Annotated in this window: 15 protein-coding genes and 1 tRNA gene; 9 read left to right on the top strand and 7 right to left on the bottom strand. The window is 73.0% G+C overall.

The features are described from left to right. Positions 1-428 precede the first annotated feature (428 nt). Both EDC34_RS03240 and EDC34_RS03235 read left to right on the top strand, forming a co-directional pair. Complete coding sequence (locus EDC34_RS03240) at positions 429-1,406, top strand: pyridoxal-phosphate dependent enzyme (protein ID WP_114959565.1); 978 nt, start codon at positions 429-431, stop codon at positions 1,404-1,406. After that, positions 1,403-1,828, top strand: coding sequence for a ketosteroid isomerase-related protein (locus tag EDC34_RS03235; RefSeq protein WP_114959566.1), 426 nt, complete (start codon positions 1,403-1,405; stop codon positions 1,826-1,828). Before EDC34_RS03240 ends, EDC34_RS03235 begins: the two co-directional genes overlap by 4 nt. A 6-nt stretch (positions 1,829-1,834) precedes the next feature. Here the strand turns inward: EDC34_RS03235 and bioC are convergent, their stop codons facing one another. After that, positions 1,835-2,764, bottom strand: coding sequence for a malonyl-ACP O-methyltransferase BioC (gene bioC / locus EDC34_RS03230; protein ID WP_114959567.1), 930 nt, complete (start codon positions 2,762-2,764; stop codon positions 1,835-1,837). Further along, positions 2,761-3,528 (bottom strand): pimeloyl-ACP methyl ester esterase BioH, encoded by a 768-nt coding sequence (gene bioH, locus EDC34_RS03225; protein WP_114959610.1) that lies wholly within the window; start codon positions 3,526-3,528, stop codon positions 2,761-2,763. The genes bioC and bioH overlap by 4 nt, the downstream gene beginning before the upstream one ends. Positions 3,529-3,679: 151 nt before the next feature. Here bioH and EDC34_RS03220 point away from each other — a divergent pair, with 151 nt between their 5' ends. Beyond that, positions 3,680-5,152 carry an NAD-dependent succinate-semialdehyde dehydrogenase gene (locus EDC34_RS03220; RefSeq protein WP_114959568.1) on the top strand — a complete coding sequence of 491 codons (1,473 nt, stop codon included), beginning with the start codon at positions 3,680-3,682 and terminating at the stop codon, positions 5,150-5,152. A gap of 19 nt (positions 5,153-5,171) precedes the next feature. On the opposite strand, the gene bioF is transcribed toward EDC34_RS03220, so the two are convergent. Continuing rightward, positions 5,172-6,392, bottom strand: coding sequence for an 8-amino-7-oxononanoate synthase (gene bioF, locus EDC34_RS03215; protein WP_114959569.1), 1,221 nt, complete (start codon positions 6,390-6,392; stop codon positions 5,172-5,174). A gap of 2 nt (positions 6,393-6,394) precedes the next feature. Further along, entirely contained in the window at positions 6,395-7,429 is a 1,035-nt protein-coding gene (gene bioB / locus EDC34_RS03210) for a biotin synthase BioB (protein ID WP_114959570.1), read from the bottom strand. Between the two features lie 49 nt (positions 7,430-7,478). Between bioB and EDC34_RS03205 the strand changes: the two genes are divergently transcribed. Further along, positions 7,479-8,195 (top strand): ComF family protein, encoded by a 717-nt coding sequence (locus EDC34_RS03205; RefSeq protein WP_114959571.1) that lies wholly within the window; start codon positions 7,479-7,481, stop codon positions 8,193-8,195. A 13-nt stretch (positions 8,196-8,208) separates the two neighbouring features. Here the strand turns inward: EDC34_RS03205 and ubiA are convergent, their stop codons facing one another. Next, positions 8,209-9,123, bottom strand: a complete 915-nt coding sequence (gene ubiA / locus EDC34_RS03200; RefSeq protein WP_114959572.1) for a 4-hydroxybenzoate octaprenyltransferase — start codon at positions 9,121-9,123, stop codon at positions 8,209-8,211. A 78-nt stretch (positions 9,124-9,201) separates the two neighbouring features. Here ubiA and EDC34_RS03195 point away from each other — a divergent pair. Continuing rightward, positions 9,202-9,278: transfer RNA gene (locus EDC34_RS03195), tRNA-Arg, on the top strand. A 163-nt stretch (positions 9,279-9,441) separates the two neighbouring features. Here the strand turns inward: EDC34_RS03195 and EDC34_RS03190 are convergent. After that, positions 9,442-11,337, bottom strand: coding sequence for a putative bifunctional diguanylate cyclase/phosphodiesterase (locus EDC34_RS03190; protein WP_114959573.1), 1,896 nt, complete (start codon positions 11,335-11,337; stop codon positions 9,442-9,444). A gap of 100 nt (positions 11,338-11,437) precedes the next feature. On the opposite strand from EDC34_RS03190, the gene EDC34_RS03185 reads away from it, so the two are divergent. The 3 genes from EDC34_RS03185 to EDC34_RS03175 all read left to right on the top strand — a co-directional run bounded on the left by EDC34_RS03185 (position 11,438) and on the right by EDC34_RS03175 (position 14,522). Next, positions 11,438-12,484 (top strand): two-component system sensor histidine kinase NtrB, encoded by a 1,047-nt coding sequence (locus EDC34_RS03185; protein ID WP_240311054.1) that lies wholly within the window; start codon positions 11,438-11,440, stop codon positions 12,482-12,484. Beyond that, positions 12,477-13,886 (top strand): nitrogen regulation protein NR(I), encoded by a 1,410-nt coding sequence (ntrC, locus tag EDC34_RS03180; RefSeq protein WP_114959574.1) that lies wholly within the window; start codon positions 12,477-12,479, stop codon positions 13,884-13,886. The genes EDC34_RS03185 and ntrC overlap by 8 nt, the downstream gene beginning before the upstream one ends. Positions 13,887-13,955: 69 nt before the next feature. After that, positions 13,956-14,522, top strand: a complete 567-nt coding sequence (locus EDC34_RS03175; RefSeq protein WP_114959575.1) for a superoxide dismutase family protein — start codon at positions 13,956-13,958, stop codon at positions 14,520-14,522. A gap of 30 nt (positions 14,523-14,552) precedes the next feature. Here EDC34_RS03175 and EDC34_RS03170 read toward each other — a convergent pair whose 3' ends face one another. Next, positions 14,553-15,425 carry a hypothetical protein gene (locus tag EDC34_RS03170; RefSeq protein ID WP_114959576.1) on the bottom strand — a complete coding sequence of 291 codons (873 nt, stop codon included), beginning with the start codon at positions 15,423-15,425 and terminating at the stop codon, positions 14,553-14,555. Positions 15,426-15,501: 76 nt separating this feature from the next. Here EDC34_RS03170 and EDC34_RS03165 point away from each other — a divergent pair, with 76 nt between their 5' ends. After that, a complete protein-coding gene (locus EDC34_RS03165) occupies positions 15,502-16,779 on the top strand; it encodes an acetyl-CoA C-acetyltransferase (protein ID WP_114959577.1) in 1,278 nt (425 codons plus the stop codon). Positions 16,780-16,899: the final 120 nt, after the last annotated feature.

The following is a 16,899-nucleotide window of genomic DNA, read 5'->3' as shown; positions in this document are numbered from 1 at the left end:
GATGGTCGGACTGAACAGGGGCCGACCCTGCGCAGGTCGAGGATGCTGGGAGGGCCGGTTGTCGGGGGACAGCCGGCCCTCGTTCTTTTCTGCGATCACTTGCCGGGCTGGGGCGCGCGCCAGTGCGCGCCGCGCTTTGTCCTGCATTGCCGCCCCAGGTGGCGGAGGCGGCGATGGCCGCGCGTCGCGCCGGTGCAGCGGGCGCCGGTGCCGGCAGGACGACGGAACAGGGGGGATCCGGGAAATCCTGCCGACACCGGCACCACTAGAGTAGCGCGATCCGGCGCGAAGTGACGCATCCGGTCACCCTTGCGACGCTTTCCGGTGCAGTCTGTGGGTTGCGTCACGGTTCGCGCCCGCGTGCACGCGGATGGCCGTCCCGGGCCTGCACCGGGCCTGCCGATTCGGCGGCGGGTTAGCATGTGCGGATGCACGCCGCCTTGCCCGGTTTCCACGATGTCCTCGATGCCGCCGCGCGCATCGCGGTGCATGCCCACGCCACGCCCGTGCTGCGTTCGCGCACGCTCGACGAGGCCGCCGATGCCCGCTTGCACTTCAAGGCCGAGCACCTGCAGCGCGCCGGCGCGTTCAAGTTCCGCGGCGCCTGCAATGCGGTGTTCGCGCTGGACGAGGCCACCGCCGCGCGCGGCGTGGTGACGCATTCCTCCGGCAACCACGGCGCAGCGTTGGCGTTGGCCGCCCGCCTGCGCGGGATTCCCTGCCACGTGGTGGTGCCGCAGGGCGCGGTGCGCGCCAAGCTTGCGGCGATCGCCCACTACGGCGCGGTGCTGCACCCCTGCGCGCCCACCATCGCCGCGCGCGAGGCCGCCTGCGCCCGGGTGCAGGCTGAGACCGGCGCCAGCGTGGTGCATCCCTACACCGATGCGCGGGTGATCGCGGGCCAGGGCACCGCCGCGCTGGAGCTGCTGCGCGAGGTGCCCGAGCTCGACGCCGTGGTCGTGCCGCTGGGCGGCGGCGGGCTGGCCGCCGGGACCGCGCTGGCCCTGCGCGCGCTGGCGCCCGATTGCGCGCTGTTCCTGGCCGAGCCCGAGGGGGCGGCCGATGGCGCGCGTTCGTTCGCGCGCGGCGCGCTCGACCATGATTTCGTGCCCGAGACCGTCTGCGACGGCCTGCGCGGCACCCTGGGCGCGCCCAACTTCGCCCTGCTGCGCGCGGCCGATGCGCGCGTGCTCACCGTGAGTGATGCGCGCACGGTGGAGGCGATGCGCCTGCTGTGGACGCGCACCAAGCAGCTGGTGGAACCGTCGTCGGCGATCGCGCTGGCGGCGGTGCTGGCGCATCCGGCGCTGTTCGCCGGGCGCCGGGTCGGGATCGTGCTCTCGGGTGGCAATGTCGATCTGGACGCGTTGCCGGCCCTGTTCGCCCTTGCAGGAAATGCCGCATGAAGATCGATGGCAACCGCGCGCACGACCGCGCGATCGAACTGGTCCTGTCCTACTACGCCGCGTTCAACCGCGGCGACTGGGACGGCATGCTGGCGCTGCTGGCGGACGATGTGATCCACGACCTCAACCAGGGCCCGCGCGAGACCGGCAAGCCGGCGTTCGCGGCCTTCCTGCAGCGGATGGCGCGCTGCTACCGCGAGCAGTTGCATGACGTGGTGGTGCTGGCCAGCGAGGACGGCACCCGCGCCGCGGCTGAGTACCTGGTGCACGGCCAGTACCTGCAGGCGGATGCCGGGCTGCCGGACGCGCGCGGGCAGGCCTACGTGCTGCCGGGCGGAGCGTTCTTCGACCTGCGCGATGGCCGCATCGCGCGGGTCAGCAACTACTACAACCTCGAGGACTGGCTGGCGCAGGTGCGCTGAGCGCGCTCAGCCGCGGCGGCGGATCGGGATGCGCGCCACCGGCACCGCGGCCAGTTCGACCCCGTGTTCGCGGATCGGGGTGCCGGCCTCCGGCGCCCAGGCCATCGCGCTGATGATCTCCCAGCGGGCCGGCAGCCCGGCCGCCTCGCGCCGGGCCTCGTAGGCCTCGGCCGCGACCGCGAAGCGGCGGCGCCCGGTCAGTGCGTGGCGGCGCGAGGCCAGCGCATTGGTGGCGCCCAGCGCGCGCAATTCGCGCATCAGCGCCGGCATGTCCGGATACGTGGTGATTTCAAGGTCGCGCTCCACCACCGGTTGGAAGAAGCCGGCGGCCACCAGCGCATCGCCCACCGCGGCCACGTCCATGAACGGGCTGACGTGCGGGGCGTCGTCGGCCTGCGCGAACGCGGCGCGCAGCTCCCACAGGGTGTCCGGGCCGAAGGTGGAAAACAGCAGCAGCCCGTGCGGCTTGAGCACGCGGCGGAAGCCGGCGAGCACGGCGGGCAGGTCCTCCACCCACTGCAGGCACAGGTTGGAGAAGAGCACGTCCACGCTGGCCTCGGCCAGCGGCAGCGCACGCGCATCCGCGCACACCAGCTGCGGCGTACGCGCAAATGGATTGCGCAGTGGCAGGCCGGGCAGGGTCGCGCGGGTGGCTGCACGCGCTTGCGCCAGCATCGGCAGGGCCAGATCGAGTGCGAGCACCTGCGCCTTCGGCCAGCGCCGCTGCAGCAGGCCGCTGGCGTGCCCGGTGCCGCAGCCGAGGTCCAGCACCACCTGCGGCGGCGCGCGGCCGAGCGCGGGGTCGTCGAGGTAGTCCAGCGATTCCAGCAGCCGCGCTTCCACCCGCCGCTGCAAGTGCGCGGCGCCGTCGTAGCTCGCGGCCGAGCGCGAGAACGCGCGCCGCACCTGGCGGGTATCGAACAGGGGTGCGCTCATGCCGAGGCTCCGTCGAGGAAGTCGAGTAGCGCGGTGGCCACCGCGTCGGCATGGGTGAGGAACGGCGCGTGCCCGGCATGCGCGATCTCCACGTAGCGCGCCCGTGGCGCCAGCGCGGCGGCGGCCTGCAAGGCGGCCGGGTTCACCAGGCGGTCGCGGCGGCCGCCCAGCCACAGGCTCGGCATCGCCAGGCCGGGCAGCGCCGCGCGCAGGTCGCAGGTTTCCAGCAGATGCAGTCCGTCCGCCAGTACCTGCGGATCCGGCGCGCCGCGCGCCAGCACCGCCTCGCGCAGCAGACGCAGTTCCTCGCGCATGTGCTCGGAGCCGAACGCCTCCAGCGCGAGGAAGCGCTCGATCGTGCCCTGCCAGTCCGCATGCAGGCCGGCGGCGAAGCCTTCGAACACCGCGGCCGGCATGCCTTGCGGCCAGTCGTCGGTGCGCACGAACCTGGGCGTGGCGCACACCATCGCCAGCGCCGGCACCCGCGCCGGCCACTGCGCCGCGGCATGCAGGGCGATCAGCCCGCCCAGCGACCAGCCGCACCACGGCGCCGGCGGCACCACATCCAGGATCGCGCGGGCGCAGGCATCCAGCGTCAGCGGCACCCCCGCGTCGCGGCTGTGGCCGTGGCCCGGCAGGTCCACCACGTACAGGGTGCGCTGCGCGCGCAGCGCCTGCACCAGCGGCGCGAAGATGCCGCCGTGCATGGCCCAGCCATGCAGCAGCACCAGCGGCGGGCCTTCGCCCGTGATGTCCACGTGCAATGCGTTCATCGGATCGGTCATGGGCGGTCCCGCCGGCGACGGCGCGCGGCGGGTGGGGGAAGCAAAGCGGAGCGGGCGCGCATTATCGCGCGAAGCTCACGCCGGCCGGCGTATCGTCATCCCATCGCCCTTGCATTACCGGAGGATCGCCATGGATGCCGCCACTCGCCTCTCGCTCTCCGACCCCGACCTGTGGCGCCAGCAGGCGCTGATCGACGGCCGCTGGTGCGCGGCCGACGGCGGCGCCACCTGCGCGGTGCACGACCCGGCCGACGGCCTGGCGCTGGGCACGGTGCCGGACATGGGCGCGGCCGAAACCCGGCGCGCGATCGCGGCCGCGCACGCGGCATTCCCGGCGTGGGCGGGCAAGACCGCCAAGCAGCGTGCGCAGGTGCTGCGGCGGATGTTCGACCTGATGCTGGAGCACCGGGAGGACCTGGCGCGGCTGATGACCGCCGAGCAGGGCAAGCCGCTGGCAGAGGCGCGCAGCGAAATCGCCTATGCCGCCAGCTATTTCGAATGGTTCGGCGAGCAGGCCAAGCGCATGGATGGCGAGGTGATCCCCGGCCACGTGGACGGTGTGCGCATCCTCACCCTGCGCCAGCCGGTGGGCGTGGTGGCGGCGATCACCCCGTGGAACTTCCCGTCTGCGATGTTGGGCCGCAAGCTCGGCGCCGCGCTGGCCGCCGGCTGCACGGTGGTGTGCAAGCCGGCCATCCAGACCCCGTTCTCGGCGCTGGCGCTGGGCATGCTGGCCGAGCGCGCGGGGCTGCCGCCGGGCGTGCTCAACATCGTCACCGGCCAGGACGCGGCCGCCATCGGCCAGGAAATGACGTCCAATCCGCAGGTGCGCAAGCTCACGTTCACCGGCTCCACCGCGGTGGGCAAGCGCCTGATGGCGCAGTGCGCGGATGACCTCAAGCGGCTCTCGCTGGAACTGGGTGGCAATGCGCCGTTCATCGTGTTCGACGATGCCGATCTCGATGCCGCGGTCGCGGGCGCGATCGCCAGCAAGTTCCGCAACAGCGGGCAGACCTGCGTGTGCGCCAACCGCCTGCTGGTGCAGGACGGGATCTACGACGCCTTCGCGGAAAAGCTCGTCGCCGCGGTGCGCACGCTGCGGGTGGGCCCGGGGCTGTCCGACGCGAGCGACCAGGGCCCGCTGATCGACGCCAAGGCGCTGGAGAAAGTGGAGGCGCACGTGGCCGACGCGCTGGCCAAGGGCGCGCGGCTGGCGCTGGGCGGCCGCCGGCATGCCCTCGGCGGCACCTTCTACGAGCCGACCGTGCTGCTGGAGGCCACGCCTTCGATGCGGCTGGCGCAGGAGGAAACCTTCGGCCCGGTGGCGCCGCTGCTGCGCTTCCGCGACGAGCAGGAGGCGATCGCGCTGGCCAACGCCACCGCGTTCGGGCTGGCCGGCTATTTCTACACCCGCGACCTGGCGCGCGCCTGGCGGGTGTCCGAGGCGCTGCAGTGCGGGATGGTCGGGCTGAACACCGGGCTGATCTCCACCGAGGTCGCGCCGTTCGGTGGCATCAAGCAGTCCGGTTTCGGACGCGAAGGTTCGCAGCACGGCCTGCACGATTACACCGAGATCAAGTACGTCTGCGTCGGCGGGCTGTAGCCACCGCCGCGCGCATCTGTCACGCGTGCGCGGCCGGGGTGGCGCCCGCGGCGACGGCATCGCGCACCACCGCCAGCGCATCCAGCAGCTGTTCCACGTCGCGTGGCGCGTGCCCGGCGGACAGGGTGATGCGCAGGCGCGCGCTGCCCTCCGGCACGGTCGGCGGCCGGATCGCCGCCACCCACAGGCCCTTGTGCTCCAGTGCCGCGGCCATCGCCAGGGCATTGGCGTCGCTGCCGCAAAGTAGCGGCTGGATCGGGGTGTCCGAATCCAGCAGTGGCAGGCCCAGCCGGCGCGCGCCCTCGCGGAACTGGCGCACGCGCGCGGCCAGCTGCTCGCGGCGCCACTCGTCGCGGCGCGCCCGCTGTACTGCGGCCAGCGCGGCCGCGGCCAATGCGGGTGGCAGCGCGGTGGTGTAGATGTAGGGGCGCGCGGTCTCCGCCAGATGCCGCACCAGGTCGGCATCACCGACCACCAGCGCACCGTAGCTGCCCAGCGCCTTGCCCAGGGTCACCAGCCGCAGCGGCACCGCGCCATGGTCGAGGCCGGCCGCCGCCACGCTGCCGCGGCCGGTCTCGCCGAGCACGCCGATCGCGTGCGCCTCGTCGATGTACAGCGTGGCCCGCTGCGCGCGCGCCACCAGCGCCAGCGCGCGCAGCGGCGCGACGTCCCCATCCATGCTGAAGACGCCGTCGCTGGCCAGCAGCGCAGCACCCTCGGGCGCGGCGCGCAGCTGGCGCAGCGCGGCCTCGGCATCGGCATGCGGGTAGCGGCGCAGCGCGCAGCCGGCCAGGCGCGCGCCGTCGATCAGGCTGGCGTGGTTCAGGCGGTCCTGCACGCACACGTCGTCCTTGCCCAGCAGCGCCTGGACCACCGCCAGGTTGGCCGCATAGCCGCTGCCCAGCAGCAGTGCCGCCGGTGCCTGCAGCCAGTCGGCCACCGCGCGTTCCAGCGCGACGTGCTCGGTGCGGTGGCCGCAGACCAGATGCGAGGCCACGCCGCCGGCGCCGGTGCGCGCGGCGGCGTCCTGCAGTGCACCGGCGACGCTGTAATGGCGCGCCAGGCCGAGGTAGTCGTTGCCGCAGAAATCCAGCAGCCAGCGCGATCCGCCGCCTGCGTCCTGCACCTCGCAGCGCATGCCATCGCGGCGCAGCACGGTGCGCCGCAGGCGCAGGCGCTGCTGCGCGATGCGCTGCTCGCGCAGCGCGGCGACGCGGGCGGTCAGCAGCGGCCGCGGCATGCTCAGGCCGCTTCGGTGATCCCGGCGTGCACCGTGGTGGTGCAGGCGTCGATGCGGTCGTCCTGCGCGGATTCGACCGCCATCGGGCGCAGGCCCAGGCGCGCGAACAGCGCCTGGTCGCGTTCGGTGTCGGGGTTGCCGGTGGTCAAGAGCTTTTCGCCGTAGAAGATCGAATTGGCACCAGCCAGGAAGCACAGCGCCTGCAGCTCGTCGCTCATGGTCTCGCGCCCGGCGGAGAGGCGCACCATCGAGGCCGGCATCAGGATGCGCGCGACCGCGATGGTGCGCACGAACTCGAACGGATCCAGCTCCACCGTGCCGTGCAGCGGGGTGCCTTCCACCTGCACCAGGCGGTTGATCGGCACCGAGTCCGGATGCGCCGGCAGGTTGGCCAGGGTTTGCAGCAGGCCGGCGCGCTGGCGGCGCGATTCGCCCATGCCCACGATCCCGCCGCAGCAGGTCTTCAGGCCGGCGTCGCGCACGTGCGCCAGGGTGTCCAGGCGGTCCTGCACCTCGCGGGTGTGGATGATGTCGCCGTAGTACTCGGGATCGGTGTCGAGGTTGTGGTTGTAGTAGTCCAGCCCGGCGGCCTTCAGCGCCTGCGCCTGCGCGCCGCTGAGCATGCCGAGGGTGGCGCAGGTCTCCAGCCCCAGCGCCTTCACCTCGCGGATCATCGCCGCCACCTTCGGGATATCGCGGTCCTTCGGGCTGCGCCAGGCCGCGCCCATGCAGAAGCGCGAGGCGCCGGCGGCCTTGGCCTGGCGTGCCTTTTCCACCACCGCCTCGGTGTCCATCAGCTTGGTCGCCGCAACTCCGGTGTGGTAGCGCGCCGCCTGCGGGCAATAGCCGCAATCCTCCGGGCAGCCGCCGGTCTTCACCGACAGCAGGGTGCTGATCTGCACCTCGCTGGGATCGAAATGCTGGCGATGGGCGGTGCCGGCGCGATGCAGCAGCTCGGGGAAGGGAAGCGCGAACAGGGCTTCGACTTCGGCGCGGCTCCAGTCGTGGCGGACGGGGAAGGCGGTGACCTCGGGCATGGCGGTTTTCCGACTGACGGCAAACGGGCAGGCCGGCAGTCTGGGATGCATGCCTGCCGCCGTCAACCAACACGAAGCCCCGCAAGTTGACGGCGCGCCGCTGGCATGGCTGCTGCCACCGCGCTGCGTGGTCTGCGGCGATCGCGGGATGCACGGGTGCGACCTGTGCGCCGGCTGCCGCGCGGCGCTGCCCTGGTCGCCGCGGGCCTGCCCGCGCTGCGCGCTGCCGCTGGCGCAGTCCGGCGATTGCGTGGACTGCGCGACCACGGCCTCGCCGCTGGACGCGGTGCATGCCGCATTTGCCTACGCCTTCCCGCTGGATGTGCTGCTGCCGCGGCTGAAGTTCCACGCCGATTTCGCCGCCGGCCGCGTGCTGGCCGGCTGCCTGGCCGAGCGCTTCGCCGCGCTGCCGCGCCCCGAAGCACTGCTGCCGCTGCCCCTGCATCGATCGCGCCTGCGCCAGCGCGGCTACGACCAGGCGCTGGAACTGGCGCGGCCACTGGCGCGCGCGCTGGGGGTTCCATTGCGCACCGACCTGCTGCAGCGCCGCCGTGCCACCGTGGCGCAGACCCGGCTGGATGCCGATGCCCGCCGCCGCAATCTGCAGGGGGCGTTCGCGGTGTGCACGCACGTGCCGCTGCCGGCGCATGTGGTGCTGTTCGACGACGTGATGACCACCGGTGCCACCCTGCACGCCGCCGCTGCCGCGCTGCGCGCGGCCGGGGTGGCGCGGGTCGAAGCGTGGGTGTGCGCGCGGGTGGCGTGAGCGGCGCGCCGGCTCAGGCCGCGAGCGTTTTTGCGCGCAGCGCGAAGTCCAGCGCGATCCCCGCGAACACCGCCATCCCCACCCAGTGGTTGTGTAGGAAGGCGCGGAAGCAGTCGGCGCGCGCCCGCGTGCGCGCCAGTCCGAATTCCCAGGCCACCAGCACCACGGCCACGCCCAGCCCGGCCCAGTACGGCCAGCCCAGGGCGGCCTGGCGGCCGGCCAGCGCCAGCGCCAGAAACATGCCGGCGTACAGCACGCCCTGCGCGATGAGGTCCATCTCACCGAACAGGATCGCGGTGGACTTCGCGCCCATGCGCAGGTCGTCGTCGCGGTCCACCATCGCATACCAGGTGTCGTAGGCGGTGGCCCAGAAGATGTTGGCCACGTACAGCACCCAGGCCAGCGGCGGCACGTCGCCGGTCAGCGCGGCGAACGCCATCGGGATGCCCCAGCCGAAGGCCATGCCCAGGTACACCTGCGGCAGGTAGGTGTAGCGCTTGAGGTAGGGATAGGTGGCGGCCAGGAACACCCCGACCACGCTCATCCACACCGTCAGCCGGTTCAGGCTCAGCACCAGCGCGAACGCCACCAGCATCAGCACCGCGAATACCGCCAGCGCCTCGCGCCCGGACACCGCGCCGGTCGCCAGCGGCCGCATGCGGGTGCGCTCCACGCTGCCGTCCAGCCAGCGGTCGGCGTAATCGTTGATGACGCAGCCGGCCGAGCGGGTCAGCCACACGCCCAGGGTGAACACCACCAGCGGCCACGCCGGCGGCACGCCTTTGGCCGCCAGCCACAGCCCCCACCAGGTGGGCCACAGCAGCAGCAGCCAGCCGATCGGGCGGTCGCCGCGCACCAGCCGCCAGTACTGGTGCAGGCGCTCGCGCCAGCGAGGAGGAAGCAGCGTGGAAAGGGCGTGTATCGGCATCCGGCAAGGGTACCAGCGGCACAAGCGCCCGCAATCGTGCGAGAATGCGCCCCCGCGATGCCCGCCATCGCGCACCACGCGCCCGTAGCTCAGCCGGATAGAGTAGTGGCTTCCGAAGCCATTGGTCGGGGGTTCGAATCCCTCCGGGCGCGCCATCTTCGACGGCGCTTCTTGCGGGATTCCCCGCCCTCGCGCATAGCGCTCGGGCGCTCGGGCGCTCGCTGTCCGCGCGAAGCGGGCGCTTCGCAGGCGCGGCCGCTCGCCCCTCCGGCCGCGCCATCTGCGATGCCGCCGCGCGTCGCGTGTCTCCGCCGGCCCTCAGGCGCGGGCCTGGTGGGCTTGCACGAAGGCGATGAAGTCCTGCGGCGGCAGCGCCGGCGACCAGTGGAAGCCCTGGCCGCGTTCGCAGCCGAAGTCGGCCAGGCGCGCCAGCGTCTGCGCGTCCTCCACGCCCTCGGCCACCACCTGCAGGCCGAGGCAGTGGCCCATTTCGATGATCGCGCGCACCAGTCCCTCGTCGTGCGGGTTGCTGGTCATGCGCCGCACGAACGACTGGTCCACTTTCAGCCGGTCCACCGCGAAATTGCGCAGGTAGCCGAGGTTGGAATAGCCGGTGCCGAAGTCGTCGATGGCGATCTGCACGCCACTGGTGCTGAGCCGCTGCAGCACGTTGCCGAGGTGGCTGGCGTCGGCCATCAGCAGGGATTCGGTGAGCTCCAGCTCCAGCGCCTGCGCCGGCAGGCCGCTGCTGGCGAGCGCGCGGGCGACGTGGCGCTCCAGCCCGTCGCGGCGGAACTGCACGGCCGAGACGTTCACTGCCACGCCCAGCTCGCCCAAACCCAGCTCGCGCCAGGACTGCGCGTCCATGCAGGCCTGGCGCAGCACCCAGGCGCCGAGTTCGTGGATCAGGCCGCTGCGCTCGGCTACCGGGATGAAACGCGCAGGCGAGATCCAGCCCAGCTCCGGATGCCGCCAGCGCAGCAGCGCCTCGGCGCCGACGATGCGCCCGCTCGCCAGTTCCAGTTGCGGCTGGTAGTGCAGCATCAACTGCTCGCTGCCCAGCGCGCTGCGCAGGCCGGCCGCCAGGTGCAGCTGTTCGACCACGCTCTCGTTCATGCTCGGGTCGAAGAAGCGGAAGGTATTGCGGCCGGCGTCCTTGGCCCGGTACATCGCCATGTCGGCGTGCTTGAGCAGGGTGTCGGGGTCGTCGCCGTCGCGCGGCGACACCGCGATCCCCAGCGAGGCCGTCACCAGCACGTCCACGTCCTCCACCACGAACGCCTGGCCCAGCAGGTGGGTCAGCTTGGCGACCGCCGCGACGATCGCGTCCTCGTCCTGCAGCTCCCCCAGCAGCACCAGGAACTCGTCGCCCGAGACCCGCGCCACGGTGTCGGATTCGCGCACGCAGCCGCGCAGGGTATCGGCCACCTGGCACAGCAGCGCGTCGCCGGCGGAATGGCCGAGCGAGTCGTTGATGGTCTTGAAGTTGTCCAGGTCCAGGAACATCACCGCCACCATGCCGCCGTTGCGCCGTGCCTGCTGCAGCAGGTAGGTGAGCCGGTCCTTGGCCAGCGCGCGGTTGGGCAGGTTGGTCAGGCTGTCGCGCTGGGCGAGGATCTCGATCTGTGCATGCGACTGCTCCAGCGCCTCCTTGTCTTCCTCCAGCTGGCGCACGGTGGCGTTGAGATCGCCCACGATCAGCCACACGAACAGGCCGGTGATGGCCAGGATCAGGCCGATCACGAAGGGCCGCCGCCAGTCCATCGGCACCAGCGGCTGGCTGACCACCAACCCGCCCTGGTGCAGGAAGAACAGCGCGACGATCGCGGCTAGCACGATCGCCATCAGCCCCAGGAACATCCGCCGCGAGCCGAACATGCCCGCGAACAGCAGCAGCGCGGGGAACGCCAGCACCGCCTCGTCGTACAGCCCCTGGTTGTGCGCGATCAGCACGATCAGGCCCAGCAGCAGCGATGCCGCGGTCAGCGCGACCGCGCCGCGGAAGTGACGGCGCACGATCGGCAGCGCCACCAGCAGCAGGCTGGCGATCAGTCCCTCCAGTTCGGCGGTGCGGGCGGCGCCGCTGGCGAGGTTGATGCCGACCACCAGCGTGAAGGCCCCCACCAGCAGCCACAGCACCTGGCACAGCCGGCGCCGCTGGCGGTTGGCAAGCGGATCGGGCGGCGCGTCGGGCAGGCGCGTTGGGATGGGCATGCGGTCGATGGGGAAGCCGGCGTGTTCAGGTTGTTTTTCGGCCGCGCGGCCGGCAGCTGAAGCTGCGCGGGTGGACGGTGTTTGCACTAGATTAGTGCAAATGGTGATGCCGGCGGACAGCGCGACTCTCGAAACCCTGGACACCCTGGGCACCCCGCTGCTGCGGCTGGATGCAGGCGGGGCGGTGGTGTTCGCCAACCTGGCGATGGCGCGCTGGCTGGGCGTCGGCCAGCGCCGCCTGCTGGGGCTGCACGCGGCCGCGCTGGAACAGGACGGCCAGCAGCTGGCGGCCGGCCTGGCGCGCGGGTTGCAGGCACCGCTGCGGCTGCGGCGGCTGGGGCTGGCCCTGCCCGGCGCCGCGCCGGCGCAGTTCGCCGATGTGTGGCTGTCCCCGGCGGAGGACGGGCTGTGGCTGGAAGCGCATCCGGTGGACGAGTTCCCCGGCGAGGACCCGGCGCAGCTGCTGCCAGCGGCGCTGGCGGCCTCGCTGAAAGGGCTGGCGCACGAGCTGCGCAACCCGCTGCTGGGCATCAAGGGCGCGGCGCAGCTGCTGGCGCGGCGGATGGACGCGGAAGGCCGCGAGCTGACCGCGATCATCGAAAGCGAGGTCGGTCGGCTGTCGGCGCTGGTGGACCAGCTGCTCAGCCCGGCGCCGCCGCGGCCGTTCGCGCCGGTCAACATCCACGCGGTGCTGGAACGCGTGCTGCGCCTGGCCGAAAGCGATGCCGGCTGGGCGGTCCAGCTGCAGCGCGACTACGACCCTTCGCTGCCGGAATTCCTGGCCGACGGCGATCGCCTGAGCCAGGCGGTCTGGAACCTGGTGCGCAATGCGATCGAGGCCGGCGCCGGCCACGTCAGCCTGCGCACCCGCGCCGAGCATGGCGCGCGCATCGGCAGCGCGCCGCCGACGCTGGCGCTGCGGCTGGAGGTGGTGGACGACGGCCGCGGGGTGCCGCCGGAGTTGGCCGAACACCTGCTGCTGCCGCTGGTCAGCGGGCGCGCCGACGGCACCGGGCTGGGCCTGGCGCTGGCCCAGCAGGTGGCGCGCGAACACCGCGGCGCGCTCACCTGGCGCTCGCGCCCGGGGCATACCGTGTTCACCCTGTTGCTGCCGCTGGGCAGCGAAACGGAGCAGGCCGATGGCTGAGGCGGCGCAGGTCTGGATCGTGGACGACGACCGCTCGGTACGCTTCGTGCTGGCCGCGGCGCTGGGCGAGGCCGGCCTGCGGGTGACCGCGTTCGCGGATGCCGCCGAGGTGCTGGCGGCGCTGCAGGCGGGGCGCCGTCCCGACCTGCTGCTGACCGACGTGCGCATGCCCGGCGACAGCGGGCTGGTGCTGCTGGACAAGCTGAAGGCCGCGCATCCGCAGCTGCCCGTGATCGTGATGTCCGCGCATACCGACATCGCCAGCACCGCCGGTGCGTTCCGCGGCGGCGCGCAGGAGTTCCTGTCCAAGCCATTCGACATGGACGATGCGGTGGCGCTGGTCCGCCGCGCGCTGCCCGCCGCCGCCGCTGCGCCCGCGCCGCCGCCGCCCGCCGCGCCCGCGGACACCGGCCAGGCGCTGGTCGGGCAGGCCCCGGCGATGCGCGAACTGTTCCGCGCCATCGGCCGCCTGGCGCAGGTGCCGCTGTCGGTGCTGATCACCGGCGAGACCGGCACCGGCAAGGAACTGGTGGCGCGCGCGCTGCACCGCGAATCGCCGCGCGCGGGCAAGCCGTTCGTGGCCCTCAACACCGCCGCGATCCCGGCCGACCTGCTGGAGTCGGAGCTGTTCGGGCACGAGGCCGGCGCCTTCACCGGCGCCACCCGGCGCCAGCTCGGGCGCTTCGAGCAGGCCGACGGCGGCACCCTGTTCCTCGACGAAATCGGCGACATGCCCGCGGCCCTGCAGACGCGGCTGCTGCGCGTGCTGGCGGAGGGCGAGTTCTTCCGCGTCGGCGGGCGCGAATTGATCCGCGTGGACGTGCGCGTGGTCGCCGCCACCCACCAGCCGCTGGAGGCGCTGGTGGAACAGGGCCGCTTCCGCGCCGACCTGCTGCACCGGCTCGACGTGGTGCGCCTGCGCCTGCCGCCGCTGCGCGACCGCCGCGAGGACATCCCGCCGCTGGCCGCGCGTTTCCTGGAGGACGCCGCGCGCACCCTCGGGCTGCCGCCCAAGCGGCTGTCCGCCGCCGCGCAGGAGCGCCTGCGCGCGCACGCCTGGCCGGGCAACGTGCGCGAGCTGGAAAACGTGTGCTGGCGCCTGGCCGCGCTGGCCCCTGGCGAGGCCATCGGGGTCGCCGACCTGGCGCAGGCCTTGCCGGCGGTCGCGGCCGCGGCGGAGGACGACGATGGCTGGTCGCGCGCGCTGGGCGAGTGGGCGCGGCGCGCGCTGGCGGCCGGCACCCCCGATCTGCATGCGCAGGCGCGCGAGCGCTTCGACCGCGTGCTGCTGGAGGCCGCGCTGGAGCTGCACCAGGGCCATCGCGGCGAGGCCGCGCAGGCGCTCGGCCTCAGCCGCAACACCCTGACCCGCAAGCTGGGCCCGTCGCGCGCGCGGCGCTGATCCGCGGCTTCATGCCGGCATCCGGCGTGCGCGGGTAGAGTGATGCGGCCCATTCGCGGAGGATCCCCCATGAAGCCGATTGCGATTTCCTTTGCCACCGCCTGCAGCGTTCTCCTGGCCGCCTGCGCCAGCGCGCCGCCGCCCGCACCGCTGCCGACCGCGGCCGCCACGTCCGGCAGCGCGCGCGAGGCCGTGACCAACCTCGCCGCCGCCTCCGGCAGCCTGGTCAGCGGACGCCTGGTGCTGGTGCCGATGGGCGATGGCGTGCATCTCACGGGCGAAATCGGCGGCCTGCCGCCCGGCAGCAGCCATGGCTTCCACATCCACGAGAAGGGCGACTGCAGCGCGGCCGATGCCAGCAGCGCCGGCGGCCATTTCAATCCGGATGCGCAGCCGCACGGCCGCGCCGGCCACGGTGCCCACCATGCCGGCGACGCCGACAACCTGGTGGCCGACGCCAACGGCGTGGCGCGCGTGGACGTGCACGTCGCCGGCGTCAGCCTCGGCACCGGCGCGGCCAACGACATCGCCGGCCGCGCGATCATCGTCCACGCCGCGCCCGACGACTACCGCAGCCAGCCGGCGGGCAATGCTGGTGCGCGCATCGCCTGCGGGGTGATCCGCGTCACTCGTTGACGGCGCGTCCGCGCCGGGAGGGACACGGGTTCAGTGCAGGCAGGCGGAATCGCCGTCGCCGCAGTGCACGAAGTTGACGTCGATGGCATGGGCGCCCAGCACCGCGGCGTACTGTCGCTGGCGGGCCTGGAACAGGGCGAAGCCGCGCTCCAGGCGGGCGCCGTCGGTCTCGTCGGGCAGGTTGCGCCGGCGCCAGGCGGCGGGGTCGAGCAGGGCGATCCGCACCTCGCCGTCGGCGTAGCGCGCCAGCGGCTCCGGTGGGGCGTCCAGCAGGCAGGTGCCGGCGGGGTCCAGCAGCGCGGTTTCCAGCAGCGACCACAGCCCGTCCAGGCCGACGTTGCGGTACTGCATCGCCATGATCGCCAGCAGGTCGTGCAGACTCAGGTAGCGGGCGTGTTCGAGCGTTGCGCCCAGGCCGTCCTGCAGCGCCAGCGCGGTGTCGGCCGCGGCCATCCCGCGGTCCAGCAGCAGTGCTTCCAGCGCCGCGCCGGCACCTTCGGCGGCCTCGCCGCGCAGCACGAACGGCAGCACCCGCAGGACGCCGCCGGCCAGTGCGGGATCGGCCTGCAGTGGCAGCGGCACGGCGCCCTGCGCGTCCGCGCCGAAGCCGACGATGCGTGCACCCTGCGCCCGCCCGGGCGCGCGTTGCAGCAGTTCCAGCGCGCGCCGGTGCAGCGGCCAGCCCGGACGCAGGGCCTCGGCCGGGTCGAAGTGGGCGCCGAGCAGGGCCAGCTCGCAGGCGGCCACTTCCGGCACCAGCTTGGCGAGGTCGCGGCCGAGGCGTTCGGCCACGTCGCCGGCGCCGGCGGCGTCCAGCGCGGCCTGGGCCGGTGGCGCGCCGTCGCGCAGTTCCAGGGCGATCACGCCGCGGAATCCGGCGGCGTCGGGGGCGGTGGGCGGCATGTGGAGTCCAGGCTCGGCGGGGCAACGCTACACTCGCCATTATGCCCGCGCCGCGGGCGCGTCCTCGAGGTGAAGCATGCAACATGGTCGTCCCGTCGCCGTGCTGGGTGGCGTCCGCATTCCGTTCTGCCGGCAGAACACCGCCTACGCCGACGTCGGCAACCTCGGGCTGTCGGTGCGCACCCTGGGCGCGCTGGTCGAGAAATTCGGCCTGCACGGCCAGCAGCTAGGCGAGGTGGCGATGGGCGCGGTGATCAAGCACTCGTCCGACTGGAACCTGGCGCGCGAGGCCACGCTCTCTTCCGGACTGTCGCCGCTGACCCCGGGCATCACCCTGCAGCGCGCCTGCGGCACCTCGCTGGACAGCCTCCTGCTGATCGCCGGGAAGATCGCGACGGGCCAGATCGAGGCCGGCATCGGCGGCGGCTCCGACACCACCTCGGACGTGCCGATCGTGTACGGCAAGGCCCTGCGCCAGCGCCTGCTGCGCGCGGCCGCGGCCAAGACCCTCGGCCAGAAGCTGGCCGCGTTCAAGGGGTTCCGGCTGTCCGAGCTGAAGCCGGAGTTCCCCGGCGTGGCCGAGCCGCGCACCGGCAAGTCGATGGGCCAGCACTGCGAGGACATGGCGAAGGAATGGAACATCCCGCGCGATGCGCAGGACGCGCTGGCCGCCGATTCCCACCACAAGCTGGCCGCCGCCTACGCGCGAGGCTTCTTCGACGACCTGGTGGTGAGCTTCCGCGGCGTTTCGCGCGACAACATCCTGCGCCCGGATACCAGCATCGAGAAGCTGGCCACGCTCAAGCCCGCGTTCGACAAGACCTCCGGCCGCGGCACCCTGACCGCCGGCAACTCCACCCCGCTCACCGACGGCGCCGCCGCCTGCCTGCTGGCCAGCGACGACTGGGCGGCGCAGCACGGGCATGAAGTGCTGTGCCACATCCGCGACGCCCAGGTGGCGGCGGTGGATTTCGTGCACGGCGAGGGCCTGCTGATGGCGCCCACCGTCGCGGTGGCGGAACTGCTGGCGCGCAACCACCTCAGCCTGCAGGACTTCGATTTCTACGAGATCCACGAGGCGTTCGCGGCGCAGGTGCTGTGCACCCTGCGCGCCTGGGAAAGCGCCGACTACTGCCGCGACCGCTTGGGGCTCTCCGCCCCGCTGGGCCGGATCGACCCCAACCGGATCAACCCGAACGGCTCTTCGCTGGCCACCGGCCATCCGTTCGCCGCCACCGGCGCACGCATCGTCGCCACCGCCGCCAAGGAGCTCAAGCAGCGCGGCCGCGGCCGTTGCCTGGTGTCGATCTGCACTGCCGGCGGCATGGGCGTGGTGGCGATCCTGGAGCGCTGATGGCGCGTGCCCGCGGGGCGCAGGCAAGAAAAGGTAATTCCTAGCCAAACCGGACCAGATCAACGAGGATTTGGTCATGAAGCGATGCCCTTCGTGCGAGGGGACAAGGCACTACAAGCT

The sequence above is a fragment of the Thermomonas haemolytica genome, assembly GCF_004346265.1.
Taxonomy (GTDB): Bacteria; Pseudomonadota; Gammaproteobacteria; order Xanthomonadales; family Xanthomonadaceae; genus Thermomonas; species Thermomonas haemolytica.
Note: the sequence above shows the minus strand (reverse complement) of the source record. Positions and strands in the feature narration are given on the sequence as shown.

What these genes read in the sequence shown, in the direction of transcription:
- EDC34_RS03205 (WP_114959571.1), top strand. Translation starts at nt 7,479, where the DNA reads ATGCCTGCCGCCGTCAACCAACACGAAGCCCCGCAAGTTGACGGCGCG.
- bioB (WP_114959570.1), bottom strand. Translation starts at nt 7,429, where the DNA reads ATGCCCGAGGTCACCGCCTTCCCCGTCCGCCACGACTGGAGCCGCGCC.
- EDC34_RS03165 (WP_114959577.1), top strand. Translation starts at nt 15,502, where the DNA reads ATGCAACATGGTCGTCCCGTCGCCGTGCTGGGTGGCGTCCGCATTCCG.
- EDC34_RS03185 (WP_240311054.1), top strand. Translation starts at nt 11,438, where the DNA reads ATGGTGATGCCGGCGGACAGCGCGACTCTCGAAACCCTGGACACCCTG.
- EDC34_RS03235 (WP_114959566.1), top strand. Translation starts at nt 1,403, where the DNA reads ATGAAGATCGATGGCAACCGCGCGCACGACCGCGCGATCGAACTGGTC.
- EDC34_RS03175 (WP_114959575.1), top strand. Translation starts at nt 13,956, where the DNA reads ATGAAGCCGATTGCGATTTCCTTTGCCACCGCCTGCAGCGTTCTCCTG.
- ntrC (WP_114959574.1), top strand. Translation starts at nt 12,477, where the DNA reads ATGGCTGAGGCGGCGCAGGTCTGGATCGTGGACGACGACCGCTCGGTA.
- ubiA (WP_114959572.1), bottom strand. Translation starts at nt 9,123, where the DNA reads ATGCCGATACACGCCCTTTCCACGCTGCTTCCTCCTCGCTGGCGCGAG.
- bioF (WP_114959569.1), bottom strand. Translation starts at nt 6,392, where the DNA reads ATGCCGCGGCCGCTGCTGACCGCCCGCGTCGCCGCGCTGCGCGAGCAG.
- EDC34_RS03170 (WP_114959576.1), bottom strand. Translation starts at nt 15,425, where the DNA reads ATGCCGCCCACCGCCCCCGACGCCGCCGGATTCCGCGGCGTGATCGCC.
- bioC (WP_114959567.1), bottom strand. Translation starts at nt 2,764, where the DNA reads ATGAGCGCACCCCTGTTCGATACCCGCCAGGTGCGGCGCGCGTTCTCG.
- EDC34_RS03240 (WP_114959565.1), top strand. Translation starts at nt 429, where the DNA reads ATGCACGCCGCCTTGCCCGGTTTCCACGATGTCCTCGATGCCGCCGCG.
- EDC34_RS03190 (WP_114959573.1), bottom strand. Translation starts at nt 11,337, where the DNA reads ATGCCCATCCCAACGCGCCTGCCCGACGCGCCGCCCGATCCGCTTGCC.
- EDC34_RS03220 (WP_114959568.1), top strand. Translation starts at nt 3,680, where the DNA reads ATGGATGCCGCCACTCGCCTCTCGCTCTCCGACCCCGACCTGTGGCGC.